Origin of the sequence: Bacillus sp. AFS059628 (assembly GCF_002571225.1) — a bacterium.
Taxonomy (GTDB): Bacteria; Bacillota; Bacilli; order Bacillales; family Bacillaceae_G; genus Bacillus_A.
The window spans coordinates 22,179-46,865 of record NZ_NVEC01000050.1; the positions used below are offsets into that span (position 1 = coordinate 22,179).

Annotated in this window: 22 protein-coding genes and 1 other RNA gene; 4 read left to right on the forward strand and 19 right to left on the reverse strand. The window is 38.2% G+C overall.

Annotation, left to right across the window (positions count from 1 at the left end):
* Positions 1–292: 292 nt before the first annotated feature.
* The 5 genes from COL05_RS17305 to COL05_RS17325 all read right to left on the reverse strand — a co-directional run bounded on the left by COL05_RS17305 (position 293) and on the right by COL05_RS17325 (position 5,280).
* A complete protein-coding gene (locus COL05_RS17305; protein ID WP_098669511.1) occupies positions 293–1,045 on the reverse strand; it encodes an iron ABC transporter ATP-binding protein in 753 nt (250 codons plus the stop codon).
* Positions 1,042–2,106 (reverse strand): iron chelate uptake ABC transporter family permease subunit, encoded by a 1,065-nt coding sequence (locus tag COL05_RS17310; RefSeq protein WP_098669512.1) that lies wholly within the window; start codon positions 2,104–2,106, stop codon positions 1,042–1,044. The genes COL05_RS17305 and COL05_RS17310 overlap by 4 nt, the downstream gene beginning before the upstream one ends.
* The gene (locus COL05_RS17315; protein ID WP_098669513.1) at positions 2,103–3,119 is read right to left on the reverse strand and encodes an ABC transporter permease; all 1,017 of its coding nucleotides are present in this window, start codon (positions 3,117–3,119) and stop codon (positions 2,103–2,105) included. Before COL05_RS17315 ends, COL05_RS17310 begins: the two co-directional genes overlap by 4 nt.
* Before the next feature lie 19 nt (positions 3,120–3,138).
* Positions 3,139–4,152 (reverse strand): siderophore ABC transporter substrate-binding protein, encoded by a 1,014-nt coding sequence (locus COL05_RS17320; RefSeq protein ID WP_098669514.1) that lies wholly within the window; start codon positions 4,150–4,152, stop codon positions 3,139–3,141.
* A 450-nt stretch (positions 4,153–4,602) separates the two neighbouring features.
* Complete coding sequence (locus tag COL05_RS17325) at positions 4,603–5,280, reverse strand: response regulator transcription factor (protein WP_098669515.1); 678 nt, start codon at positions 5,278–5,280, stop codon at positions 4,603–4,605.
* A 602-nt stretch (positions 5,281–5,882) separates the two neighbouring features.
* Here COL05_RS17325 and COL05_RS17330 point away from each other — a divergent pair.
* Genes COL05_RS17330 through COL05_RS17340 form a run of 3 tightly spaced genes read left to right on the forward strand, consistent with a single transcriptional unit; the run spans position 5,883 to position 9,778 of the window.
* Complete coding sequence (locus tag COL05_RS17330) at positions 5,883–7,478, forward strand: spore germination protein (RefSeq protein WP_098669516.1); 1,596 nt, start codon at positions 5,883–5,885, stop codon at positions 7,476–7,478.
* Positions 7,475–8,662 carry a Ger(x)C family spore germination protein gene (locus tag COL05_RS17335; protein ID WP_098669517.1) on the forward strand — a complete coding sequence of 396 codons (1,188 nt, stop codon included), beginning with the start codon at positions 7,475–7,477 and terminating at the stop codon, positions 8,660–8,662. Before COL05_RS17330 ends, COL05_RS17335 begins: the two co-directional genes overlap by 4 nt.
* 27 nt (positions 8,663–8,689) lie before the next feature.
* The gene (locus COL05_RS17340; protein WP_098669530.1) at positions 8,690–9,778 is read left to right on the forward strand and encodes a GerAB/ArcD/ProY family transporter; all 1,089 of its coding nucleotides are present in this window, start codon (positions 8,690–8,692) and stop codon (positions 9,776–9,778) included.
* 322 nt (positions 9,779–10,100) lie between these two features.
* Here the strand turns inward: COL05_RS17340 and ssrA are convergent.
* From ssrA to COL05_RS17375, 7 genes are all read right to left on the reverse strand, one after another.
* Positions 10,101–10,455: a transfer-messenger RNA gene (gene ssrA, locus COL05_RS17345) on the reverse strand.
* Positions 10,456–10,581: 126 nt separating this feature from the next.
* A complete protein-coding gene (smpB, locus tag COL05_RS17350; RefSeq protein ID WP_098669518.1) occupies positions 10,582–11,049 on the reverse strand; it encodes an SsrA-binding protein in 468 nt (155 codons plus the stop codon).
* 118 nt (positions 11,050–11,167) lie between these two features.
* Positions 11,168–13,582: a ribonuclease R gene (gene rnr / locus COL05_RS17355; protein ID WP_098669519.1), complete on the reverse strand. Its 2,415-nt coding sequence runs from the start codon at positions 13,580–13,582 to the stop codon at positions 11,168–11,170.
* Between the two features lie 142 nt (positions 13,583–13,724).
* On the reverse strand, positions 13,725–14,465 hold the full coding sequence (gene estA, locus COL05_RS17360; protein WP_000761976.1) for a carboxylesterase: 741 nt from the start codon (positions 14,463–14,465) through the stop codon (positions 13,725–13,727).
* 155 nt (positions 14,466–14,620) lie between these two features.
* The gene (secG, locus tag COL05_RS17365; protein WP_000557264.1) at positions 14,621–14,854 is read right to left on the reverse strand and encodes a preprotein translocase subunit SecG; all 234 of its coding nucleotides are present in this window, start codon (positions 14,852–14,854) and stop codon (positions 14,621–14,623) included.
* A 94-nt stretch (positions 14,855–14,948) separates the two neighbouring features.
* Entirely contained in the window at positions 14,949–15,641 is a 693-nt protein-coding gene (locus tag COL05_RS17370) for an LrgB family protein (RefSeq protein ID WP_000078299.1), read from the reverse strand.
* The gene (locus tag COL05_RS17375) at positions 15,638–16,006 is read right to left on the reverse strand and encodes a CidA/LrgA family holin-like protein (protein WP_098669520.1); all 369 of its coding nucleotides are present in this window, start codon (positions 16,004–16,006) and stop codon (positions 15,638–15,640) included. Before COL05_RS17375 ends, COL05_RS17370 begins: the two co-directional genes overlap by 4 nt.
* Before the next feature lie 275 nt (positions 16,007–16,281).
* Between COL05_RS17375 and COL05_RS17380 the strand changes: the two genes are divergently transcribed.
* The gene (locus tag COL05_RS17380) at positions 16,282–17,232 is read left to right on the forward strand and encodes a nucleoside hydrolase (protein WP_098669521.1); all 951 of its coding nucleotides are present in this window, start codon (positions 16,282–16,284) and stop codon (positions 17,230–17,232) included.
* A 50-nt stretch (positions 17,233–17,282) separates the two neighbouring features.
* Here COL05_RS17380 and eno read toward each other — a convergent pair whose 3' ends face one another.
* The 7 genes from eno to COL05_RS17415 form a co-directional block, all read right to left on the reverse strand.
* Positions 17,283–18,578, reverse strand: a complete 1,296-nt coding sequence (gene eno, locus COL05_RS17385; RefSeq protein WP_000103949.1) for a phosphopyruvate hydratase — start codon at positions 18,576–18,578, stop codon at positions 17,283–17,285.
* 30 nt (positions 18,579–18,608) lie between these two features.
* Positions 18,609–20,138: a 2,3-bisphosphoglycerate-independent phosphoglycerate mutase gene (gene gpmI / locus COL05_RS17390; RefSeq protein ID WP_098669522.1), complete on the reverse strand. Its 1,530-nt coding sequence runs from the start codon at positions 20,136–20,138 to the stop codon at positions 18,609–18,611.
* Complete coding sequence (gene tpiA, locus COL05_RS17395) at positions 20,135–20,890, reverse strand: triose-phosphate isomerase (RefSeq protein WP_001231037.1); 756 nt, start codon at positions 20,888–20,890, stop codon at positions 20,135–20,137. Before tpiA ends, gpmI begins: the two co-directional genes overlap by 4 nt.
* Positions 20,891–20,922: 32 nt before the next feature.
* The gene (locus COL05_RS17400; RefSeq protein ID WP_048528177.1) at positions 20,923–22,107 is read right to left on the reverse strand and encodes a phosphoglycerate kinase; all 1,185 of its coding nucleotides are present in this window, start codon (positions 22,105–22,107) and stop codon (positions 20,923–20,925) included.
* Between the two features lie 139 nt (positions 22,108–22,246).
* On the reverse strand, positions 22,247–23,251 hold the full coding sequence (gap, locus tag COL05_RS17405; RefSeq protein ID WP_000161236.1) for a type I glyceraldehyde-3-phosphate dehydrogenase: 1,005 nt from the start codon (positions 23,249–23,251) through the stop codon (positions 22,247–22,249).
* 26 nt (positions 23,252–23,277) lie between these two features.
* A complete protein-coding gene (gene cggR / locus COL05_RS17410) occupies positions 23,278–24,306 on the reverse strand; it encodes a gapA transcriptional regulator CggR (RefSeq protein ID WP_001258187.1) in 1,029 nt (342 codons plus the stop codon).
* Positions 24,307–24,441: 135 nt separating this feature from the next.
* The gene (locus COL05_RS17415) at positions 24,442–24,687 is read right to left on the reverse strand and encodes a glutaredoxin family protein (protein ID WP_000869729.1); all 246 of its coding nucleotides are present in this window, start codon (positions 24,685–24,687) and stop codon (positions 24,442–24,444) included.

Genomic DNA, 24,687 nt, shown 5'->3' on the forward strand with positions numbered 1-24,687 from the left:
TCTTTAGCCCCCCTAAAAATATATTGACGATTCGACAGAGAATATCGACTTACCGATAAAAAACGATACAACATACAACCCGCCTTATCCCGAGTATATCACCACACCGAAAATCGCACTGTAAGCATAATGTTACTTCTCCCCTTTTGATTACGACATTTTAAAAATGTGAGAATAACATTCACGATATGTAAAAGAGCTTTTTTATAAATGCAACCTCATAGGCAATCGCACAAAAAAGCTGCTGCCTATAAAATATAGACAGCAGCTTTTTTGCATACTCATTTTGTAACTAATAAACAGCGATTGGGCCATAAGGACCTTTAATAATTTCTATTTTTGTTTCAAAAATATGTGTCAAAAGTGTTGGGTCCATAACCTCTTCTACTGTTCCAAAAGCAGCAATTTGTCCATCTTTCATAGCACAAATTTTATCAGAGTATTTCGCTGCAAAATTTATGTCATGCATAACAGTCAAAATTGTTCTTCCGAATTCATTAGCTGCACGTCTCAAATGCTCCATCATTTGAACAGAACGTGCAACATCAAGGTTGTTCAGAGGCTCATCCAACAGCACATATTCAGTCTCTTGGCACAATACCATGGCTACATATGCCCTTTGTCTTTGACCACCAGAAAGCTCATCTAAATATCTATTCTCTAAACTAGTTAAATCTAAGAAATCGATATATTTAGAAATGATAACTTCATCTTCTTTCGTTAACCTTCCCTTCGAATACGGAAAGCGCCCAAATCCAACTAATTGTCTAACAGTAAGTCTCGTTACAAAATGATTTTCTTGTCGCAATATAGTCAAAACTTTTGCTAAGTCTTTTGATTTGGATTCAGAAACATCCATATTCGCTACTTGGATTTGACCTTCATCCATATCTAAAAGTCTTCCGATCATCAAAAGTGTCGTAGACTTTCCAGCGCCATTTGGTCCAATTAAAGAAGTAAAGCCCGCTTTTGGTATTTCAATATCCAAAGGTCCTATTTTCACCTTATCAGTATAGAACTTTTTAACATTATCGATTTTTATCATAAAGCCCTCTTCCTTAAAACTATAGTTAAGAATATGATTCCACCAAATAATTCAATAATAACTGAAACTACACCTTGAGCATGGAATACATGATACATTAAAAAGTATGCACTCGTCATTATTAAAAATCCTATAGCAAAAGCCATTGGGAAAATATATCTATGATCATAAGTTGACGCCGCCTGATAACTCAAAGTTGCTACTAAAAAGCCGTAGAACGTAAGTGGTCCAATTAGAGCTGTTGAGATAGACATTAAAATAGCTACTAACACAAGCGTATAAATTACACTAGGTTGATATTTAACCCCAAAAGAAGTAGCAACATCCTTTCCTAGTGACAAAACATTCAACTTCTTAGAATGAGTAAAAATTAATAATGCTACAATTATGATCATTGGAATTACAACAGGAAAATATGCAGGGTCTGCATGATTAACAGAACCAAATAATCTCGCTTGTAAAATATCAAATTCTGAAGGCGCAAGTAATTTCCTCATAAAAGTTGACACAGAATTTAGCCCGGTACCAATAATAATTCCAACTAAAAGCATAAGTTGTAAATTCCCGTATTTACCAGAAAGTAACCATCCATAAAGTATCAAACTCATGAAGACCATCACAACAACTTGAAATAAAAATGATCCAATTCCATTAAAGTTTATTAATGCACTAGCACCAAAGAAGAATATTGTACTCGTTTGAATTGCTGAATAAAGTGATTCGAAACCTAAAAGTGAAGGAGTAATAATCTTATTATTCGTAATAGATTGGAAAGCAACTGTCGATAAGCTATGGCAAACTGCAGCAATAATCATTGCAACAATAGCTACTATCCTTCTCTTAACAACTGGGATAAAAGAAGGTGAATCTATCGGAACTGGATTGTTATAAACTAAAAGTCCATATGAAGAAAGGAGACCTAAAGCAATCAATGTTGTCAGTACAATCCAATAACGTCTTGCTTCCTTCTTAGAACGAAAAGCACTAGCTGATCTACTTTCATTATGAAGGCTAGAATCGACTTCGACATTTTCTTTATTTCTATAATCTAATGTGATCATCGCAGCCTCCTTGGTTTTCTTCGTCTCAATAGAATAGTAATAAACACGACCGCTCCCACTGTTGCAAGTATTAAAGAAACAGGTAATTCAAACGGCTTTATAATTGTTCGAGAAATGATGTCACAGGCAGTGATTGTCCCCATTCCGATCACACATACCCAAGGTAAATTACTCCTAAGATCATCGCCTCTAAACATGGAAACAATGTTTGGAACAATTAATCCCAAGAAAGGTAAGTTTCCAATCACAGCTGCAACAATTCCAACAGCAACAGAGATAAGACCAGTCCCAAAAAGAACAATTCTATTGTAATTAACCCCAAGGCTTGTTGCGACATCTTCCCCTAGTCCAGCTAAAGTCAATCTATTCGCATACATAAAAATAAACAAAGTAACGATAACAATTAGCCATAAATATTCATATCTTCCCACCTGAACGGTAGCAAATGAACCTACGAACCAAGTTTCAATACTTTGCGTCATTTGAAAAAGGAGTCCCATAAACGTAGACACTGCAGAAATAACTGCTCCAAGCATCAATCCAATAATCGGGACAATCAAAGAAGAACGAAGTTTAACTCTTCTTAAAAATAAAAAGAAAATCATAGTTCCTATAAAAGAAAAAATGATTGCACCAGTCATTCTTTGAACTAAAGTCGGGGCAGGAAATAATAAATATACAAAAAGCAGGCCTAAGCCTGACCATTCAATAGTCCCCGTTGTAGTCGGTTCAACAAAACGATTCTGTGTAATTAATTGCATTACGAGCCCTGCCATCGCCATTGCAGCCCCAGTAAGCATTAATGCAACTGTTCTCGGAACACGAGTGATGAAAAACATCTCCATTCCGTCCTCTTGTCCACGTATATCATAAACTCCAGTAAACAGTGATATAATCCCTAAAATTATAACAACTATAACTGCTATTATAAAAGGTTTTGTCCATATTTTATTTTGATTATAAAACTGGGGTTGAGAAATATTCTCAACCCTAGAAATCATATTTTTTGACACTGTTTCGTACCCCTTTACACTACTTAGCTAAAGTTTTTGCAAGATCTCCAAATAACTCTATATAAGTCTGAATTGATTCATTTGTGTAAGTATCTGCTGGTGCATAAATAACTTGTTTTTTAGAAACAGCAGTTGTGTTTTGAAGAGCTGGTGATTTAGAAATAACATCCTGAGCAGGAGCTGACTTAGCTGCATCAGATGTTGCAGCATCACGATCTAATACGAAAAGCCAATCAGGATTTGTTTGTGCGATAGCTTCAACAGAAACGTCATCACCTTTATGACCTGCAGTAGAATTCGAAACTTCTAATGCTGGAGTCCAACCGAAAATTTCATACATAGGGCCCCAAACGCGACCAGAATGTGGAGCAGCAAAACCAATATTTCCACCAGTAACGATAACACTCATAACTTTATCTTTTCCGTTATAAGCAGATTTTGCTTTTTCAATAGATTTATCGAAATCAGCTACTAATTGTTTAGCTTCTTTATCTTTAGCAAAGATTTTTCCTAAAGTAGTTGTAGAATCTTTAAGTCCTTTTACTAAGTTTTCTCCAGGCTTAGTAGCCTTCTCAGAAACATCAAAATTAAGATCAATAACAGCTGCATTTGGCACTAATTTTTTGATTTCTTCGTAATGATCAGCAAATCTTTGACCAACAATTACAAGGTCAGGGTTTGCCGCTGCAATGATTTCAAGATTTGGTTCGCGGTGATTCCCAATATTTTTAACCGAATCATCTTTTTTATATGCTGAATCCGCAGGCATAATATCCTTTGGAGCAGCCGCTAATTTAATTCCCCAATCAGCTAAAGTTTCAAACGTTCTATTATCTAAAGCAACTACATTTTTTGGATTTACAGGGACTTTAACAGTTCCATGAGCATCAGTGATTTCAACCGTTTTTGGCTTATCACTACTATCACCTTTATTAGCTTTCGAAGTTTCCTTACTTGAATCTGAGCAAGCTACTAACATTAAAGTGAAAATTGCTAGAATACTTACTAATTTTAAAAGCATAGTTTTTTTCATACGTATACTCCTTATAATGTAATTTAGTTCGAAAATGATAACATCGATAGATTAAATTAGACATTAACTTTTATGTACCCAAACTGCTATTGATAATCATTTTCATTTGAACATCCTGTAAATAAGTATAGTCATTAATTCTGTGAAAATCTTGTGAATGGTTTGAATTCATAAAATCAAGCATAAAAAGTAATATGTGAAGTCCAGCGTGTTAATTGACCTTTATTTTTCAGAGAATATTGATCGTCTTTTCGAGTAGGCACTTTCGGTCTCAACTAATGCGCACCAGAGTCATCCTTCACATGTACTAACCGATAGATTGACACCTTATAAATCATGATGTCTACTGCAAAAAAAATGCCAATTAATAGCTAATCATTTCATAATTCATTGCCTGATAGCGATCTTCTTTTCATATTTCACAGAAACTATCTTATTATCTTATTTGTATCATTCAATCATTGAATAGCCTCTGCCATGTATCGTTTGAATATATCTATCTTTTTTCTCGCACTTTAGCTTTTTTCTTACATACCCAATATATAAGTCTACTACATTCGGATTTACTACTACGTCATATCCCCAAACCTGGTTCAAAAGCATTTCACGGCTTAATATTGTATTTTTATTCTTAATTAAAAATACAAGTAAATCGTACTCGCGATTCGTAAGCGAAAGATTTTTGCTACCTTTTTTCACAATATTGCTAGATGCATCAACAAAGAGATCTTTAAACTGAAAAAAGTTTGTCTCATTTTGCTGGTTATAGTCACTTCTTCTTAAAATAGCTTGAACTCTTGCTACTAATTCTTCCTTCACAAATGGTTTTCTAATATAATCATCTGCTCCTGCTTGTAACCCTGCTATGCAATCCTCGCTAGAAATATTGTCGGTCACAATAATGATTGGTGTCGTTTTAACAAGTCGTATTTGTCTACAAATTTCTGGTCCCGATACACTTAATGAATCCCAATCCAATATGATAATATCCCAATCTTGTTCATATACTATATTTAAACCTTGGTTTTCATTGTGAAGTTTTAAAATGAAATGGCCCTCTTGCGTTAAACCGCTTACGATTTTCTTTGCTAAAGACCGTTCATTCTTAATTACTAACACCTGCCTCACCGATGGTTCACCTCTACTTCAATATAACTTAGTTACATAAAAAATTATCTCAAAAAAATAACTTTAAATTTATAGATATTAGATTCCTAAAAAGGCCATTATAACGGCTTATTCGGAGAACTCTATATAATCTTACAATAGATACGAATAGAAACACAAAGGATATGAAGATTTAAATACATATTATGTAATCATTAAAGGTAGACTGTATCTACCTGCTTATTATCAATATCTATTCATTCAGTTTCTGTTTCAAGGGGACTGTCCTCAACTTAAGCATTTTATAAAACTACAAAACAAAAAGAACGTATTCTTTCTCTCTAAATGCAAATGTGCCTCCCCATTTGTAGATTAACTAACTTAAATAAACAATTGAATAATTCTCCTGTTTATGGAAATTTTAAGAAAGATATCGAGGGTGTATTTTCTTCTCGGCATTTTGCAAACAAATGATTTTACCTGCTGAAAATCATTATTTATTCAAAACTATTAGGTGGGAAGGTATATAAAAATTTGCTATCAAGGAAGTATTAACTTTAAGGTCCAAATATAAAAAATCTACTTTTTATAAAAAACATAAACCATTCGATAAATGGGGTAGTATGATGAAGAAACTTCGTAAGATAAAGCGTTTGAAAAAAGATATTCAGGAACTTGAGAAGGCAAGTATGCTACTTCAAAATAATCCAGATCGTGAGCTTGAACAGAGTGTATCTGCGAATGAAAAAGTTTTGAAACGAGTTTTTGAAAATTGTTCCGACATTGTTTTTCGTCCAATTCTAATAAATAGTCAAGCCAGAATTCTTTTTATTTATATAGATGGATTAACAGACACCAAGGTTTTAGAACAGGTTGTTTTGAAACCGATGATGTTCGAAGGTATGCCTGATGGATTAAAGAGTGTGGATTCAGCAAGAAAAATCATCCAAAATCAACTTATTGCTGTTTCTCAAGTAAAGACAGTTTCTAAACTTCGTGATGTTATAGAGGGAGTATTGAAAGCTAATATCGTTATTTTAACAGATGGAGAGAGTCAAGCCCTAATTGCGGATTTAAAAGGGTTTGAAAAACGGAGTATTGAAGAGCCTGCTGCCGAAATCTCTGTTCGCGGCCCTCGGGATGGTTTTACGGAAACGTTAAGAGTCAATACGAGCCTTATTCGCCGAAGAATTCGGAGCCAAAAACTAAAAATGGAACCCTATTCGATTGGGGAATTATCACAGACAGACGTGGCAATTGCCTACATTGAGGGCATTGCTCCAGATTCCGTTTTGGATGAAGTTCGTCAAAGAATACAGCGAATTCAAATTGATGGGGTGTTGGAGTCAGCTTTCATTGAAGAGTTTATCGAGGATCAACCTTTTTCTCCCTTTCCGCAAATCCAGAACACCGAGCGACCGGATGCAGTGTGTGCAAGTCTTTTAGAAGGGAAAGTCGCTATTTTAGTGGATAACACCCCCTTCGTTTTAATCGTTCCTATGACATTCTGGACAGGTCTGCAAGCAGCGGAGGATTATTATGAACGCTCAATCTACACAACCTTTATTCGATGGATACGTTTGGTATTAATCAACATTTCATTATTTCTTCCTTCTCTCTATGTTGCTATTACAACCTTTCATCCGAAATTAATCCCTACAAATTTGCTTATTAGTATTGCAGCTGCTCGAGAAGGCATTCCTTTCCCTGCTGTCATAGAAGCACTAATGATGGAATTTTTATTTGAAGGTTTGAGGGAAGCTGGCGTTCGGCTGCCAAAACCCGTTGGATCAGCAGTTAGCATTGTGGGAGCACTTGTCATCGGACAAGCTGCTGTGCAAGCAGGTATTATTTCGGCACCACTGGTTATTGTTGTCGCGACAACTGGTATTGCTTCGTTTGCGTTTCCACGCTACAACTTGGGAACAGCTTACCGGATGCTACGCTTTCCGATGCTGTTATTATCAGGGATGCTTGGACTATATGGTATTGCAATAAGCACCCTTGCAATTTTGATTCATGTAACTAACATTCGTTCTTTTGGTATTCCATATCTAAGCCCAGTTGCTCCTCAAACTCCGCGTGATTTAAAGGATGTTTTGCTCCGAACACCACGGTGGAATATGACGCACCGCCCTATAATGGTATCCGGTGAAGATAAAATACGTTTTCCAGATGGACAACAGCCAGGTTCGAAACGGGGAGGGAACACAAAATGAGCCTGCACAGGGCGCTTTGTATAATCCTAGTCGTTTTTTTATTTTTCTTGACGGGCTGCTGGGATCGTACAGAATTAAATGATCTAGCAATAGAATTAGGATGGGGACTTGATCAAACAAAGAATAACAAGGTTGAAATTAGCGCTCAGTTTATCATCCCATCAAAAATGGGAATGGGACAGAGTGGAAGAAGTAATGCAGGAAAAGCAGTTTTTATAGAATCCGGAACTGGAAGGGATACGCATGAAGCTGTGCAAATGATGCAAACAAAAATTTCTAGAGAAATCTTTCGAGGGCACCAGCGTGTAATACTGATTGGAGAAAAACTGGCTAAACATGGTCTCACTCCAGTTTTAGATGCATATAGCCGCGATCCTGATATTCGATTACGAGCAGATGCGTTTGTAATAAAGGGTCATACTGCAAAAGAATTTCTGAAAGCCTCCCTCCCTTTAGAGTCTATCCCGGCACTTGGGGCACTTAAAGAGCATACGCAAATAGAGGCATTGGGAGATATGTCTTTATTAAATTTTCTTATTGCTGGTACGAGTGATGGAATCACCCCGATTTTGCCTGTTATTAAACTAAATGTGTCTCATAAAAAAGGGGAAAACGAGGTCAAAGGGTTTCAAATTGTAGGCGGTGCTATATTTAACAAAGATTTCAAATTGGTAGGATACTTAAACATGCAGGAATGGTTAACTACTCTTTGGGTAGTAAATCGTTTAAGTAAACAGACAGTTACAGCAACAGCCTCCGAAGGAAATGGTAGAGCAAGTTTATATATGACAAAGATCAATAGAAAAATCATACCTACTATACAAGGGGACACAATTAAGTGTGACGTTGTTTTTTCTGGTGAAGGAACCATTCAGGAGAACAATACGAATTTAGATCTTTCACAGCCAAAAAATCTTACTCTTTTAGAACATGTATTGGAAAAACAATCTGAAAAGCAAGCTCTCCAAACTATTAAAAAGGTTCAAAAACAATATGGAACCGACATCTTTGGATTTGGGGAAGCCGTTCATCAAAAATATCCATCCGAATGGAAAGGGATAAAAAAGAATTGGAGTAAACAGTTTCGAAAAATGCAGGTTTCTGTTCATACAAAGCTTACTATTCGGCGAGTAGGACTGACTGGACCATCGTTGCAGTTAAAGAAAAATGAAATAAAAAAATAAGGAGGAATATAGAGTGTGAGAAATTCAATGAAAATCTCTGGCAGACAAATCTTTTGGATGATGTTTACATTTGAAGTGGGACAATCACTCCTTCTAGTTATTCCAGCGACGATTCGCACTGCCAAACAAGATGCATGGATCTCGCTCTTGATTGCAGGGTGTGTTGGGATTGCTCTTACTTTTTTGGCAACCACACTTGGTTCGCTTTATCCGAAGCAAACTTTGATTGAATTTAGTCAAACCATTCTTGGTAAATGGCTAGGAAAGCTACTGGTGATTCCCTACTTCTTTGGATGGTACATGATAATCTGGATAACCGTTCGTGAATTTGGTGAGTTCATTATTATTGCTTTGTTTCATAATACACCTTTGTGGATTATTGTCTTTACTGCTATGTTATTGCTCATTTTTATTATTTACCAAGGTGGAGTGGAAGGTATTGGGCGCTTAAGTGAAATCATAGGACCAATAGTACTTTTAATGATAATGTTTGTAATTCTATTAAATGTTGGAAATATGAATTGGGATTATATGCGTCCTATTTATCACGATTCTGGATGGCTTCCCATCCTTAAAGGTTCCTATACCCCTGTAGCCGCATTTTTTGGAGAGGCTGTCATGATGACAATGTTCGTTTGCTTTATGGACAAACCAGAACAAGCGTCATCTCGAGCGATGTGGGGAGTAGGACTGGCCGCTTTTATGGTAACGATCGGAACATTAGCGGTCATTTTAACATTCGGTCCGAATTTGCCTTCAGTTTTTTTGTATCCGGTTTACGATTTGAGCCGGTACATATCCGTCATGGAGTTCATTCAAAATGTGGATATTTTGATTGTTATTATTTGGTTTTTTAGTATTTTTGTTAAACTGGCGTTATACATGTTTCTCGCCTGTTATGGAACAGCACAAATGTTTCATTTGAAGGATTGGCGAAAAGTAGCTTGGGTTCTTGCTCCTATTTCATTTATCATAGCTGTATCAGTTAAAAATATCCAGACATTTACCCATTATTACTACATGTTTTTCGTAATTCCAATTGCATTCCCCGTATATGAGCTAGGGATCCCTTTACTGTTATTGGTGGTTAGCAAAATTCGAAGGAAATATGCATAAACCCAATTGGTAGCTTGATTAAATGTAATTGTGAAAGGATATTTAATTTTTTGACGCAAATAAAACGTGTTTTTGAGATATCACCAAATGCATATCAACTTAAGAGAAATAAACGACCCAAACAAAAAAGCACTCCACATTATATGTTTGAGGTACAATACATACAGATGATTGTGATTATATAAACTAAAGAGATGGCTTATTGGCCCCTCTTTTATATCGGCAGCATCAGTTTGCCATAAACTAAAAGAAGCATAAGATGCCAAAACGGCCATCTTATGCTTCCTGTTATATACAAAATAAAAAACCACCAAATATGTATTGGTGGAGACGGTGGGAGTCGAACCCACGTCCAAAAATATCGGCACTTAAGCTTCTACGAGTGTAGTCGATATATTAGCATTTCGCGAACTCTTCAGCCTATCGACAGGCTTCCAAATTGCTAGTCTGGTTGTTCTCTTCCTTTGTCCTCAGACGGCGAACTCCGGCGTAGTCCACTTAGTTTGAGTCCCTTACCCTACCACATGGACGATGGAGGGAGGAACCTTTAGTGCAATTAAGCAGCTAAAGAAAGATTGTTTTGTTTGCCAATTATAGGCTTTGACGTTTTAACGAGGCCGATCCCCTCGACTCGCAACCTAAGCTCGAACTATCCCTGTCGAATCCGTAACGTCCCCATGATAAAAATGGAGCATACGAAGAAAATTTCGCGATAGCTACTAAGAGCTGTTTTTCAATGTGCAACAATCTTACATAAGTTATTATAACATACGCGCGCCGTTTTACAAATGTAAATATCTGTATTACATCTTTTGGCGATCACGGAACGCGCGTGCAATTTCACGTTTAGCTTCTTTCTCTTTTAAATCGTGACGCTTATCGTATTGTTTCTTACCTTTTGCTAAACCAAGTGCCATTTTCGCAAATCCATTTTTTAAATAGATTCTAATTGGAACTAATGCATAGCCTGTTTCTTTTGAAGCACCTGTTAACTTCTCAATTTCTTTTTTATGAAGAAGTAACTTTCTCGTACGAAGCGGATCATGGTTGAAACGATTCCCTTGTTCGTACGTACTAATATGCATATTATGAACCCATACTTCACCATTATGTACACGAGCAAATGCATCTTTCAAGTTCACGCGTCCAGCGCGAATCGACTTAATTTCCGTTCCTTGAAGGACAAGCCCTGCTTCGTATGTTTCTTCGATGAAATAATCATGAAAAGCTTTTTTATTTTGTGCAATAACCTTACCTGTACCCTTTGGCATATAACGTCCCTCCTCTATTTTTACTATTGTAACAAATGTTAATAAAAAGCGAAAGTGGCTCGCTCTCGAGCCACCAAGAAAAAGCCTCGCTTTTCATCAAAGCGAAGCCACTCTTTTCTTACTTACGCTTTTTCTTTTTCTTCTTGAATCCTGGTACGTTTTCGAAGAATGCTTTTTTCTTCTTGCCGTTACCATCTTTTTTCCCCGACTGGCTAGCGGATGCGGATGCTGATCCTCTTCCTTTGCCACCACGGTCAAATTTTCTACCTGTGCCACGTTCTCCGCCGCGCTCATTACTGCGTTCGCTGCGTCCACCGCGTTTCTTTCTACCTGTTCTTGGCTGTTCGATCACGACTGGACGATCTTTGAACTTACGACGAGGTGTACCTTTCATGCCAACGATTTCAAAGTCGATTGCACGCTCGTCTTTGTTTACGTTAATAACGCGAATGGTAATTTCGTCACCGATGCGGAATACGTTACCTGTACGTTCTCCAATCATTGCGAAATGCTGCTCGTCATAACGGTAGTAATCATCCGTTAAGTAGCTAACGTGTACAAGACCTTCAATTGTATTTGGAAGCTCTACGAATAAACCGAAGTTTGTTACAGAACTAATCATACCGTCGTACTCTTCGCCAATCTTATCAACCATATACTCTGCTTTTTTCATTTCGTCTGTTTCGCGTTCTGCTTCAACAGCACGGCGTTCCATATTAGAAGAATGATCTGCAATCTCAGGTAATTTTTCACGCCATTTTGCTTGTGTTTCATTGTCAACTTTACCGTTAATGATGTATTCACGAATTAATCTATGAACAATCGTATCTGGGTAACGACGAATTGGCGATGTGAAATGCGTGTAGAACTCAGTTGATAAACCGAAATGTCCTAAGCTATCCGCATCGTAACGTGCTTGCTTCATGGAACGAAGCATAACTGTTGAAATGACTACCTCTTCAGGCTGTCCTTGCACCATTTCAAGAATTTGCTGAAGCGCACGAGGATGTACTTCATTTGCACGTCCTTTTACCGCATATCCGAAGTTCGTTACAAACTCGAAGAAACGCTCTAACTTATCTTCTTTCGGATCTTCATGGACACGGTACATGAATGGTACGTTCATCCAGTGGAAATGCTCTGCGACTGTTTCGTTCGCAACAAGCATAAATTCTTCAATTAACTTCTCTGATACAGAACGATCACGCATAACAACGTCTGTCGGTTTTCCTTCTTCATCTACTAATACTTTCGCTTCTTTAAAGTCAAAGTCGATTGCACCGCGGCGCATACGTTTTTCACGTAGGATTTGTGCTAATTGCCCCATCTCTTTAAACATCGGTACAAGCGGCTCATAGCGCTTAATTAATTCTTCGTCCTCATCTTCTAAAATGCTTCTTACGTCAGCATACGTCATACGCTCTGTCGTTTTAATTACACTTTGGAAAATCTCGTGTTTTACAACGTCACCTAAGTTGTTGATTTCCATTTCACAAGATAATGTCAGACGATCTACTTTCGGATTTAATGAACAAATACCGTTAGATAGACGGTGCGGAATCATCGGAATTACACGGTCAACAAGATATATACTCGTCGCTCTCTCCGCTGCTTCTACATCAATTGGAGAACCTTCTTGGACGTAATGACTTACATCCGCAATATGAACGCCAAGCTTATAGTTACCATTCTCAAGCTTCGTTACTGTAACAGCGTCATCTAAATCTTTCGCGTCTGCACCGTCAATTGTTACGATCATTTGGTCACGCAGGTCACGACGATCTTTTAAATCTTCTTCTGAAATCGTTTCTGGTACACTGTTTGCATGCTCCATCACCTCTTCAGGGAACGCTAAAGGTAGATGATGTTTATGAATAACAGATAAAATATCTACTCCTGGATCATTTTTATGACCTAGAATTTGAATAACTTCACCTTCTGCACTTAAACGATTCTCTGGATAACTCGTAATTTTCACAACTACTTTATGACCTTCTACAGCACCCATTGATGCACTTTTCAAGATAAAGATATCACTCGTCCAGCGCTTATTGTCCGGTATAACAAATCCAAAGTTTTTCGATTCTGTATATGTACCAACTAGTTCTTTCGTGCCGCGTTCTAAAATGCGTACAATTGAACCTTCTTGACGCGAACCGCTCGATTGGGAACTAAGGCGTGCTAATACTGTATCGCCATGAAGTGCACCGTTTAGCTCTGTAGGCGGGATGAAAAGATCATCGTCTCCTGTTTTCTTCTCATCTGGTACAACGAATGCAAAACCACGTGCATGTCCAATTAACTTACCACGTACTAAATTCATCTTTTCTGGAAGACCGTAACGATTGCTACGCGTACGAATAACAAGTCCCTTCTCTTCCATCATTACAAGTGCCTTTACAAAATCTTTAAAGCCTTCAGAACCTTCAATTCCAAATGCCTCTTCTAACTCTTGTATCGTTAGCGGTTTATACGCTTCTTCTCTCATAAATAATAACAACTTATCAATATGTTCTTGTGTGATTTCTTCCAAGCAAAAATACCTCCTTTAAAACCTTATATTATTTAGTGTATCCGAAAGATAGGGGATGTATAAAGCGAAACTTCAATACTCCCCTTATGATTTTTACAGTTTTCACAAAAAATTCCTTATGAAAAAAAGAGGCAACTAGATCTTACCAATCTAGTTGCTCCAAGAAGTTATATACATCCTCATGTAGCTCGTCACGCTGTTTATCAAGTGTAATGACATGCGTAGAGTCTTCATACCATTTAATGTCTTTTAACGTTGATTCTACACCGTTATAAATAATGTTAGCACTATCAGTATTAATCATTTCATCATGACGCGCCTGTACAACAAATGTTGGGGCATAAATCATGTCCACATTGTTACGCACGTCAGCAATTAATTGTTGTAATGCTTTTAATGTATTCATCGGTGTCTTTTGGAATTCCAACATTTCTTGCTCAATTTGCTCTGGTGATTTTTGCTCACGCTTTTTATATTCGCGGGCATATGCCAATATACCTTGGTACATTGTTTCTTCACTCTTAATATACATTGGTGCACACATTGGCACTACACCTAAAACCGGTACTGTATAACCTAATTTTAAAGAAAATACGCCGCCAAGTGACAATCCAACGACAGCAATTTTCTCAAAGCCTTTATCTTTTAAAAGCTGATATGCCTCCGTTACATCTTGCCACCAATCTTCAGGACCTGTATGAACAAGCTCTTCTGGTGGTACTCCGTGTCCTTTATAAATTGGCGCATGACAAGTGTAGCCTTTCTTTTCTAAGAAACGCCCTAACATACGTACATCAGCTGAGTTCCCTGTGAATCCATGTAGTAATAAAACAGCGCGGTCTCCACCTTCAAATGTAAATGGTTTCGGAGATGCTAATTTCATCATGTATTTCTCCTCTTTCTCTTCTGTAATCTAGTCGTATTCTTTCTATATCTAGTGTACCATATTTATATTTCTATAATCTAATTAGAAACTTTTTTCAAATAACAAAAAAGAAGAACCATTAGTACAACTTACTAACGCTTCTTCTTTCAATTCTATAAATTGAAGTACGTAACACCAATTGTTAATACAAAGAACAATACAGCTAAAACAATTGTAATACGGTTTAGTACCGCTTCAATTCCACGTGCCTTTTGCTTACCAAATAATTGCTCCGCACCGCCTGAAATTGCACCTGAAAGGCCTGAGCTATTACTAGATTGCATAAGTACCATAACAATCATTAAAATCGATACAATAATAAGTAAAACTGATAATAACGTATGCACTTGGCGTACCTCCTACAAAGATTCAGTTATTGTAACTGTAGCATAAATTCTATAGAAAAGCGAGAGCTATAGGGTTGCTCTCGCTTTTCTTCTATTACATGAACATCATTGCAAATAAAGGTCCAAGCAAACATGTCAAAATTGCTGTTAATGTCATTGTTACCGATCCAATAACACCTTCATGTTCATTATTTTTCATCGCTCTCATAACACCCATAATATGAGAAGCACATCCAAATCCGATACCTTTACCAACAGAGTTTGTAACACGGCTCCATTTTAATAAAAGCGGGCCGGTAATCGTTCCAGTAATACCTGCGATAACAACGAATGCTGCTGTTAATGACGGTACACCACCTACTTGCTCTGAAACACTCATCGCAACCGGCATTGTCACCGACTTTGGTAAAGAAGATAAAATTAAACTTTTATCCGTTCCCATAAGTGACGCAATAGCAAAATCACTTGCAATGGCAACTGTTGTACCTACTAATACGCCACCAGCAATTGGTACAACATATTTTTGTAGAACGTGACGTTGTTTATAAAGAGGAATTGCAAATGCTACAACACCGGGTCCGAGCAGTTTTGCAATCCAACCGCCACCACTTTCCATATAATGTTGATAGGGTATATCAAGCATGATAAATAAGAAAGCCATTAATCCTGTTGCTACAAGCATTGGAATGGTGAATGGTGTTGGAAATAATTTATAGATTTTTTTAGATAATTGGTATAATAGCACCGTAAAAAGAACCCAACCGATTCCGATTAATATTTGGCTCATCTCGATTCTCTTTCCTTTCTATTCGCAAGATATTGTCCTGTATGTCCTGCGACAATAATAATTAAAAATGTACTCGCTACAATTGTAATGAAAAGAGAAATTCCTTTACTCATAAAAAAAGCACCGTAATTCATTAGGCCAAGCGTTGGCGGAATTAATAAAAACGGCATAATAGCAACGAGTGTTTCTGCTCCTAAATCGAACCATTTCACTGGAAGAACTTTTAGGCTAAGTAAAACAAGTAAGAGGAACATCCCAATCAAACTTCCTGGAATCGGAATATTTAATATTTCTTGTACCCAAGTTCCAACCATATAGAAAACGTAAAGAGCAGCAATTTGGACAAGAATCTTTGTAAATTTCATGTTCATCATCCCTCATGTTTATACGATCTTCTGTTAATATCTTTATCATAGTATAAATTGTAAAAAGCTGCAATTTATCAACTTGACAGCAAAAACAGCCTATGTTAGACGCTTACAACCTTGATATGACTGGATTTTTGCGTAGAAATTAAGTCAAAAACCTTGACCTAATATAAAAAGTTTTTATTTTCTGAATTTATAAGGTTGTTATTTCAATAAAATAATCTTTTTATCCTTACGCTTACATATACATAAAGAAGATAGGTGGTGAACATATGTCCAAAAAAGTTCTTATTTTTTGTGATCCTGGAATTGATGATACGATGGCTCTCCTCCTAGCATTCTTCATCGATGAAATAGAAATCATCGGCATTGTTGCTGATTACGGCAATGTTCCAAAGGAAATGGCCGTACAAAATGCTCATTTTTTTATGAACGAAACGAAGGATAGAAATATCAAGATATTTGGTGGATCAGAGCGTCCGCTTACTGGTGCCCCACCTGCTTTTTTTACAGATGTACACGGGAAACAAGGGCTCGGGCCAATTATTCCAAAGGGGAATGTAACTAACGGAGAAATGGAGAATTTTTTCGAAGTTATCCCTCTTATCGAGCAGTATAAAGATGAATTAATCATTGTAAGTTTAGGAAGACTTACCTCCCTCGCAATTTTATTCATCCTATGTAAACAGTTAATGAAGCAAATTAAATCTTACTACGTAATGGGGGGTGCCTTTTTACACCCGGGTAATGTTACCCCTATTTCTGAAGCAAACTTTTATGGTGATCCTAGTGCCGCTAATATAGTCCTTCAATCCTCACCTAACATGTACATCTATCCATTAAACGTCACCCAGTATTCCATCATTACGCCAGAAATGGCTGAGTATATTGAAGCGAAAGGAAAAGCCCCACTCGTCAAACCGTTATTTGATCATTATTACTACGGATATTATAAAGACGCCCTACCACATTTAAAGGGAAGCCCCTTTCATGACACAATGCCAATACTCGCTTTACTTGATAACTCTATGTTTACGTATCACAAATCTCCTATCGTTGTCATGACAGAATCTTATGCACAAGGAACAAGCATTGGAGAATTCCGCTCTTTAGGAGAATCTAAACCATTTATTGATCGGCCGAGTCATCAAATCGCAATTGATTTTGATTATAACCGCTTCTTTAAACATTTCATGTCAATTATGACAGGTGAGCAATTTTAACCTAAAAAAACAGACCGTAATTTCTCACGGTCTGTCATTATTTTCTACAATTATCGTTTGATGTTGTAGAAAGATTTAATACCATCGTAAACAGCGATTTCGCCTAGTTCGTCTTCGATGCGTAATAATTGGTTGTACTTAGCAATACGGTCAGTACGGCTCATAGAACCAGTTTTGATTTGGCCAGCGTTAGTTGCAACTGCGATGTCAGCGATTGTAGCATCTTCAGTTTCACCAGAACGGTGAGATACAACTGCTGTGTAACCAGCACGTTTAGCCATTTCGATAGCTTCGAAAGTCTCAGTTAAAGTACCGATTTGGTTAACTTTAATTAAGATTGAGTTAGAGATACCTTTTTCGATACCTTCAGCAAGTTTTTGAGTGTTAGTTACGAATAAGTCGTCACCAACTAATTGTACTTTATCACCGATACGCTCAGTTAATAATTTGTGACCATCCCAGTCGTTTTCGTCTAAACCATCTTCGATAGAGATGATTGGGAAGTCTTTGCAAAGCTCTTCGTAGAAATCAACCATTTCTGCAGAAGTTAAGCCAGTACGGCCTTCGCCTGCAAGGTCATATTTACCAGTTTCTTTGTTGTAGAACTCAGAAGAAGCAACGTCCATTCCTAAGAATACGTTCTCGCCAGCTTTGTAACCAGCTTTTTCGATAGCTTCGATGATTACTTCTAATGCTTCACGGTTAGAACCAAGGTTTGGAGCGAATCCACCTTCGTCACCTACTGCAGTGTTAAGACCTTTGTCATGTAATACAGCTTTAAGTGCATGGAATACTTCAGCACCCATACGGATTGATTCTTTGAATGTTGGAGCACCAACTGGTAAGATCATGAACTCTTGGAAGTCTACGTTGTTATCAGCGTGAGAACCACCGTTGATGATGTTCATCATTGGAGTTGGTAATTGTTTTGCATTGAATCCACCAAGGTAACGGTATAATGGAAGACCTACGAAGTCAGCTGCTGCGTGAGCTACTGCCATAGATACACCAAGGATAGCGTTAGCGCCTAGTTTACCTTTGTTTGGAGTGCCATCTAATTCGATCATAGCACGGTCGATACCAGCTTGGTCAGTTACGTCGAAACCAACGATTTCTGGAGCGATTGCTTCGTTAACGTTGTTTACTGCGTTCATAACACCTTTACCAAGGTAACGAGATTTGTCGCCGTCACGTAATTCTACTGCTTCGTGTTCACCAGTAGATGCACCACTTGGTACGATAGCGCGTCCGAATGCGCCGCTTTCTGTGTAAACTTCTACTTCTACAGTTGGGTTACCACGAGAGTCAAGGACTTCGCGAGCATAAACATCAATAATTGTTGACATAATAAATTCTCTCCTTTTTATATAAGCAAATTATTTAATAATTGTTTTACCTGTCATTTCTTTCGGTTGCTCAACACCAAGAAGTGTAAGCATTGTTGGAGCGATATCACCTAAGATACCATCTTCACGTAATTCTACGTCGTTCTTAGTAACAATGAAAGGAACCGGGTTAGTTGTATGAGCTGTCATTGGCTCTCCGTCAGAAGTTAATTCTTCATCCGCATTACCATGGTCAGCAGTAATAAGTGCTACACCATCTTTTGCAAGAATCGCTTCTACAACTTTTCCTAAACATTCGTCAGTTGCTTCTACTGCTTTAATTGTTGGTTCCATCATCCCAGAATGGCCAACCATATCACAGTTCGCAAAGTTAAGAATGATAACATCATGTTTATCATTTTCAATTTCATTTACTAAAGCGTCCGTTACTTCGTAAATGCTCATTTCAGGTTTCAAGTCATACGTTGCAACCTTCGGTGAGTTAATTAAGATACGCTCTTCTCCTGGGAATTCAGCCTCACGACCACCGCTAAAGAAGAATGTAACGTGCGGATACTTTTCAGTTTCCGCGATGCGAAGTTGCTTTAATCCCGCTTGCGCAACAACTTCACCTAATGTGTTATCAAGGTTCATTGGCTTAAATGCCACGTAACCATCTACAGTTTCACTGAAATGTGTCATACAAACGAATTCAGGAATGTGAGGTACTTTTTCACCACGATCGAACTCACGGAAGTCTTCGTTTGTAAATACACGAGCAATTTGAATTGCACGGTCTGGACGGAAGTTATAGAAGATAACTGCATCATCGTCATTGATTGTTGCAACTGGCGTGTTATCATCGTTAACAATTACAGACGGCAATACGAATTCATCGTAGATACCATTTGCATAAGAGTCTTCTACACACTCTTCTGCTGATTTATAAGTAGGGCCTTCACCATTCACCATAGCACGGTAACACTTTTCTACGCGATCCCAACGCTTGTCACGGTCCATGGAGTAATAACGACCAGAGATAGTCGCGAATTGTCCTACTCCTGTTTCTTTAATTACTTCATTTGTTGCATCAATATAGCTTTGTGCTGTTTTTGGTCCAACATCGCGGCCATCTAAGAATGCATGAATGTATACTTTCTCAACGCCTTCTTTAGCTGCTAAGCGAAGAAGAGCAAACATGTGGTTCATGTGACTGTGCACACCACCGTCAGAAAGTAAACCGAATAAATGAAGTGCAGTACCTTTTTCTTTTACGCTTTTAATTGCACTTTGGAACGTTTCGTTCTTATCGAACTCACCTTCACGAATTGCAACGTTAACGCGTGTTAAGCTTTGATATACAATGCGGCCAGCACCGATATTTAAGTGACCAACCTCAGAGTTACCCATTTGACCTTCTGGAAGACCTACTGCCTCACCACAAGCTGTAAGCGTTGTGTGAGGGAATTTGTTCCAGTAACCATCAAAATTAGGTTTCTTAGCTTGTGCTACAGCATTCCCGTAAGTTTCTTCACGAAGTCCGAAACCGTCAAGAATGATTAAAGCTGTTGGCTTTCTCATTTTACCGCCCCCAGAAGACCTAAGAACGAAGCAGGCTCTAAGCTAGCACCGCCAACTAAAGCGCCGTCGATGTCAGATTGTGCCATGTACTCTTTAATGTTTTCTGGTTTTACGCTACCGCCGTATTGAATACGAACAGCTTCTGCAGCTGCTGGAGAAACAGCTTCTGCAACAACTTTACGGATGTGCGCACATACTTCGTTTGCATCTGCAGAAGAAGAAGATTTACCTGTACCGATAGCCCAGATTGGCTCATAAGCGATAACAGTTGCTTTAACTTGCTCTTCTGTTAAACCTGCAAGTGCTTTTGTCACTTGACCTGCTACTAGATCAAATGTTTTTCCGCTTTCGCGCTCTTCTAAAGTCTCACCACAACATACGATTGGTGTTAAACCATGTTCAAATGCTGCGATAGTCTTTTTGTTTACTGACTCATCTGTTTCAGCAAACATTTCACGACGCTCAGAGTGGCCAAGTACTACGTATCCTACTTTTAAGTCGCTAAGTGCTACTGGGCTAATTTCGCCAGTGAATGCACCATTTTTTTCGAAGTGCATGTTTTGTGCACCTACTTGTAAATCAGTTCCTTCAGTCGCTGCTACAAGGCGCTCTAAGAATAGAGCTGGAGAGCAAACTACTGCATCAACAGCTGAAGCTGCTGGGATTTGGCCTTTAACTTCCTCTACGAAGCTAACTGCTTCAGATAGAGTTTTATTCATTTTCCAGTTACCTGCGATAATTGGTTTACGCATGCTTTGCACCGTCCTTTTTCTTTGGCTGCTACTTATTTGTCGTTAAGACAAACGACACCTGGAAGCTCTTTGCCTTCCATGAATTCTAATGACGCACCGCCGCCAGTAGAAATGTGGCTCATTTTATCAGCCATACCGAATTTTTCAACAGCTGCTGCAGAGTCACCACCGCCGATAACAGAGTATGTACCTTCTGCATCTGCTAATGCTTGTCCTACTGCTTTTGTACCTTCTGCGAATGGAGTCATTTCGAATACACCCATTGGTCCATTCCATACAACAAGCTTAGAATTTTTAATTACATCTGCATAAATTTCACGTGTTTTAGGACCGATGTCCACGCCTTCCCAGTTAGAAGGGATAGAATCGATATTAACGATTTGAGTTGTTGCAGTTTCAGAGAATTCCTCAGTGATTACAACATCAACTGGCATGTAGAAGTTTACGCCTTTTTCTTTTGCAAGTTGCATAAATTCTTTAGCTAGTTCGATCTTGTCGTCTTCACATAGAGATAGACCAATTTCATGACCTAAAGCTTTAACGAATGTGTAAGCAAGTCCGCCACCGATGATTAAGTTATCTACTTTGTCTAATAGATGACGAATTACACCGATTTTATCTTTTACTTTCGCACCACCAATAATAGCTGTGAATGGGCGTTCTGGGTTAGAAAGTGCTTTTCCAAGTACCTCTAACTCTTTTTCCATTAATAAGCCAGATACTGCTGGTAGGTAGTCTGCGATACCTGCTGTAGAAGCGTGAGCACGGTGAGCTGCACCGAATGCATCGTTTACGAAGATATCAGCAAGAGCTGCAAATTCTTTCGCTAATTCTGCATCGTTCTTTTCTTCGCCCGCATAGAAACGTACGTTTTCAAGAACTAATACGTCGCCTTCGTTCATTGCTGCAACCATTTCTTGTGCAACTGGTCCGAATGCTTCGTCTGCTTTTTTAACGTCTTTACCAAGAAGCTCGCCTAAACGTGCTGCCACTGGAGTTAAACGCATTTCTTCTACTACTTGACCTTTTGGACGGCCTAAGTGACTTGCTAAAATAACTTTCGCACCTTGCTCTACTAAATATTGAATTGTAGGAAGAGCTGCACGGATACGAGTTTCATCAGTAATTTTGCCTTCTTTCATAGGTACGTTGAAGTCAACGCGGCAAAATACACGCTTACCTTTTAAATCTACGTCACGAATTGATTTTTTGTTCATTGGATTTCCCTCCGACTACTAGTTAGGATTGACAAAACCCACTCAAAAGCTTAACACATTTGCTTTTAAAACGAAAGAAGAGAGAGAGGGAACAAACCCTCTCCCTCGTTTTGTCATTGATAACTTATATAATTAAGAATTAAAGACCTTTAGAAGTCATGTAAGCTGCTAAGTCTACTACGCGGTTAGAGTAACCAGTTTCGTTATCGTACCAAGAAAGTACTTTAACCATGTTACCTTCCATTACCATTGTAGATAATGCATCGATTGTAGAAGAAGCTGTACATCCGTTATAGTCGATAGATACTAATGGCTCTTCGCTGTATCCAAGGATACCTTTTAATTCGCCTTCAGCTGCTGCTTTGAATGCTGCATTTACTTCTTCAACTGTTACTTCTTTGTCAAGTTCAACAACTAGGTCAACTAGAGAAACGTTAGCAGTTGGAACACGTACAGCGCCACCGTTTAATTTACCTTTAAGTTCTGGTAATACTAATGCTACAGCTTTAGCTGCACCAGTAGATGTTGGGATCATGTTTTCAGCTGCTGCACGAGCACGACGTAAATCTTTGTGTGGTAAGTCTAAGATTTGTTGGTCGTTAGTGTAAGAGTGAATTGTTGTCATCATTCCGCGTTTTACGCCGAATTTTTCGTTTAATACTTTAGCGAATGGAGCTAGACAGTTTGTAGTACAAGAAGCGTTAGATACTACGTTGTGGTTAGCTGCATCGTATTGTTCGTGGTTAACACCCATAACTACAGTGATATCTTCGTCAGAAGCTGGAGCTGAGATGATAACTTTCTTAACTGATCCACCTAAGTGTTTTTCAGCGTCTGATTTTTTAGTGAAACGGCCAGTAGATTCTACTACTACTTCTACTCCGTAGTCGCTCCATGGTAATTGAGCTGGGTCACGCTCAGCGATAACTTTAATTTCTTTACCGTTAACAACGATGCTGTTTTCGTTAGCAGATACTTCTGCATTTAAAGTTCCGTGAACTGTGTCATATTTTAAAAGGTGAGCTAATGTTTTAGCATCTGTTAAGTCGTTGATTGCTACTACTTCTACCTCAGAGTTGTTAAGAGCTGCGCGGAATACGTTACGTCCGATACGTCCAAATCCATTAATACCAATTTTAGTCATTTGAATTTCCTCCTTGGGGGATTATATTAAAGGGTAATACCCTTTGTTAACTGTTTTGCTGCACCTTCATCTGTAATTAGAATTGAAGTGTGCCCTTGTTTAATTACAGCCTGTATTGCCTTTGCCTTCGAAGAACCTCCAGCGACTGCAACAACGTGAGATACATTTTGTAAATCCTCAAGTTGCATACCAACTGTTCTTACTTTATGAACAACATTTCCCTGTTCATTAAAATAGTAACCGAAAGCTTCGCCAACTGCTTCGCTTGCTTGAATCTTTAACCAATCTGCTTCTGAAGTATTTCTGCGACGTGCCATTGTTAACGCATCACCTATTCCATGAATGACGATATTGGAAGATCGAATCAACTCAAGAACTTCTTTCACGGAAGGCTCTGTCACAATAGACGCATATGCTTCGCTGCTAACATGGTCTGGAACATACAATAAGCGATAATTACTCATCGTATTTTGCGCCATCTTAGCACAAATGGTATTGGCTTCTAACTCGACGCCTTCTCCAATTCCACCACGTGCTGGGACAAATAGCATATGTAAATCTTTGCAATCAAGCTGCATCATGTCCGCAACAGCAGCTAGCGTAGTTCCTCCAGCCACAGCAACGATATTATTCGCTGTCAGACGGTCTTTTATACAAGTCACACAAGCACGGCCCATCTCCAGTTTGACCCAAGGTGATTCATCACTATCACCAGGGACAACGAAAACTTCATCCAAGTCTAATGTTTCCTTAAGTTGCTTTTCTAAAACCTTTAACCCGGAAATTTCTTTCATAAAGTCTTCCAAAGCAAGAACTAAAGCTGTTCCTTCTTCTGTCAAAGTCATTCCAGAAGAAGCGACGTGAACTAAGTTTTGTTCTTTCAAAACTTGAACTTCACTTCGCAATACTCGTTCTGTCATACCGAGACTTGCTGATAAGTTTCTTCTTCCAATCGGCTGCATGAGCCTGATGTATTGAAGAATCTGCATTCTCGTTTGCATAACAGGTAGCAGATCAGGTAATAATTTTTTTGTGTTCTGAATCCATGAGCGCATATTTTTTCTCCTCACTACATCGGTTCATTTTTCCTCGTGGTCACTTTACGTCCCGTAGTGACATTTTGTGTCCCACGTAGGTTAAAAAAATAATCCCTGCTACGTGTATTATTGTAACAGGAGATAGAAACTTATTCAACTCTTAACTGCATTCTTTATATAGTTTATTATGACACCTTTGTGAATGTTACCATATTCTACTTGTTTTCCGTCTATTTCTACAACCGGAATCATTAAGTGGTATTTTTCTAAAAGGTCATTATCTTCATATATATCTATTTCCTCGATTTGAAAAGAATATTCACATTGTACTTCCTGTAAAACTTGTTTCGCCTTCACGCAAAGGCCACAATCTTTTTTTGTATACAGTACAACTTTCAT

Excerpts from the sequence above, each read along its gene's own strand:
- COL05_RS17415 (WP_000869729.1), bottom strand. The coding sequence starts at position 24,687 with ATGAAAGTTGTACTGTATACAAAAAAAGATTGTGGCCTTTGCGTGAAG.
- eno (WP_000103949.1), bottom strand. The coding sequence starts at position 18,578 with ATGTCAACAATTATTGATGTTTATGCTCGCGAAGTCCTTGACTCTCGT.
- COL05_RS17370 (WP_000078299.1), bottom strand. The coding sequence starts at position 15,641 with ATGAGCCAAATATTAATCGGAATCGGTTGGGTTCTTTTTACGGTGCTA.
- COL05_RS17380 (WP_098669521.1), top strand. The coding sequence starts at position 16,282 with ATGTCCAAAAAAGTTCTTATTTTTTGTGATCCTGGAATTGATGATACG.
- COL05_RS17400 (WP_048528177.1), bottom strand. The coding sequence starts at position 22,107 with ATGAACAAAAAATCAATTCGTGACGTAGATTTAAAAGGTAAGCGTGTA.
- COL05_RS17375 (WP_098669520.1), bottom strand. The coding sequence starts at position 16,006 with ATGAAATTTACAAAGATTCTTGTCCAAATTGCTGCTCTTTACGTTTTC.
- cggR (WP_001258187.1), bottom strand. The coding sequence starts at position 24,306 with ATGCGCTCATGGATTCAGAACACAAAAAAATTATTACCTGATCTGCTA.
- tpiA (WP_001231037.1), bottom strand. The coding sequence starts at position 20,890 with ATGCGTAAACCAATTATCGCAGGTAACTGGAAAATGAATAAAACTCTA.
- gap (WP_000161236.1), bottom strand. The coding sequence starts at position 23,251 with ATGACTAAAATTGGTATTAATGGATTTGGACGTATCGGACGTAACGTA.
- COL05_RS17330 (WP_098669516.1), top strand. The coding sequence starts at position 5,883 with ATGATGAAGAAACTTCGTAAGATAAAGCGTTTGAAAAAAGATATTCAG.
- COL05_RS17305 (WP_098669511.1), bottom strand. The coding sequence starts at position 1,045 with ATGATAAAAATCGATAATGTTAAAAAGTTCTATACTGATAAGGTGAAA.
- smpB (WP_098669518.1), bottom strand. The coding sequence starts at position 11,049 with ATGCCAAAGGGTACAGGTAAGGTTATTGCACAAAATAAAAAAGCTTTT.
- estA (WP_000761976.1), bottom strand. The coding sequence starts at position 14,465 with ATGAAATTAGCATCTCCGAAACCATTTACATTTGAAGGTGGAGACCGC.
- COL05_RS17335 (WP_098669517.1), top strand. The coding sequence starts at position 7,475 with ATGAGCCTGCACAGGGCGCTTTGTATAATCCTAGTCGTTTTTTTATTT.
- COL05_RS17340 (WP_098669530.1), top strand. The coding sequence starts at position 8,690 with ATGAAAATCTCTGGCAGACAAATCTTTTGGATGATGTTTACATTTGAA.
- COL05_RS17320 (WP_098669514.1), bottom strand. The coding sequence starts at position 4,152 with ATGAAAAAAACTATGCTTTTAAAATTAGTAAGTATTCTAGCAATTTTC.
- COL05_RS17310 (WP_098669512.1), bottom strand. The coding sequence starts at position 2,106 with ATGATCACATTAGATTATAGAAATAAAGAAAATGTCGAAGTCGATTCT.
- gpmI (WP_098669522.1), bottom strand. The coding sequence starts at position 20,138 with ATGAGAAAGCCAACAGCTTTAATCATTCTTGACGGTTTCGGACTTCGT.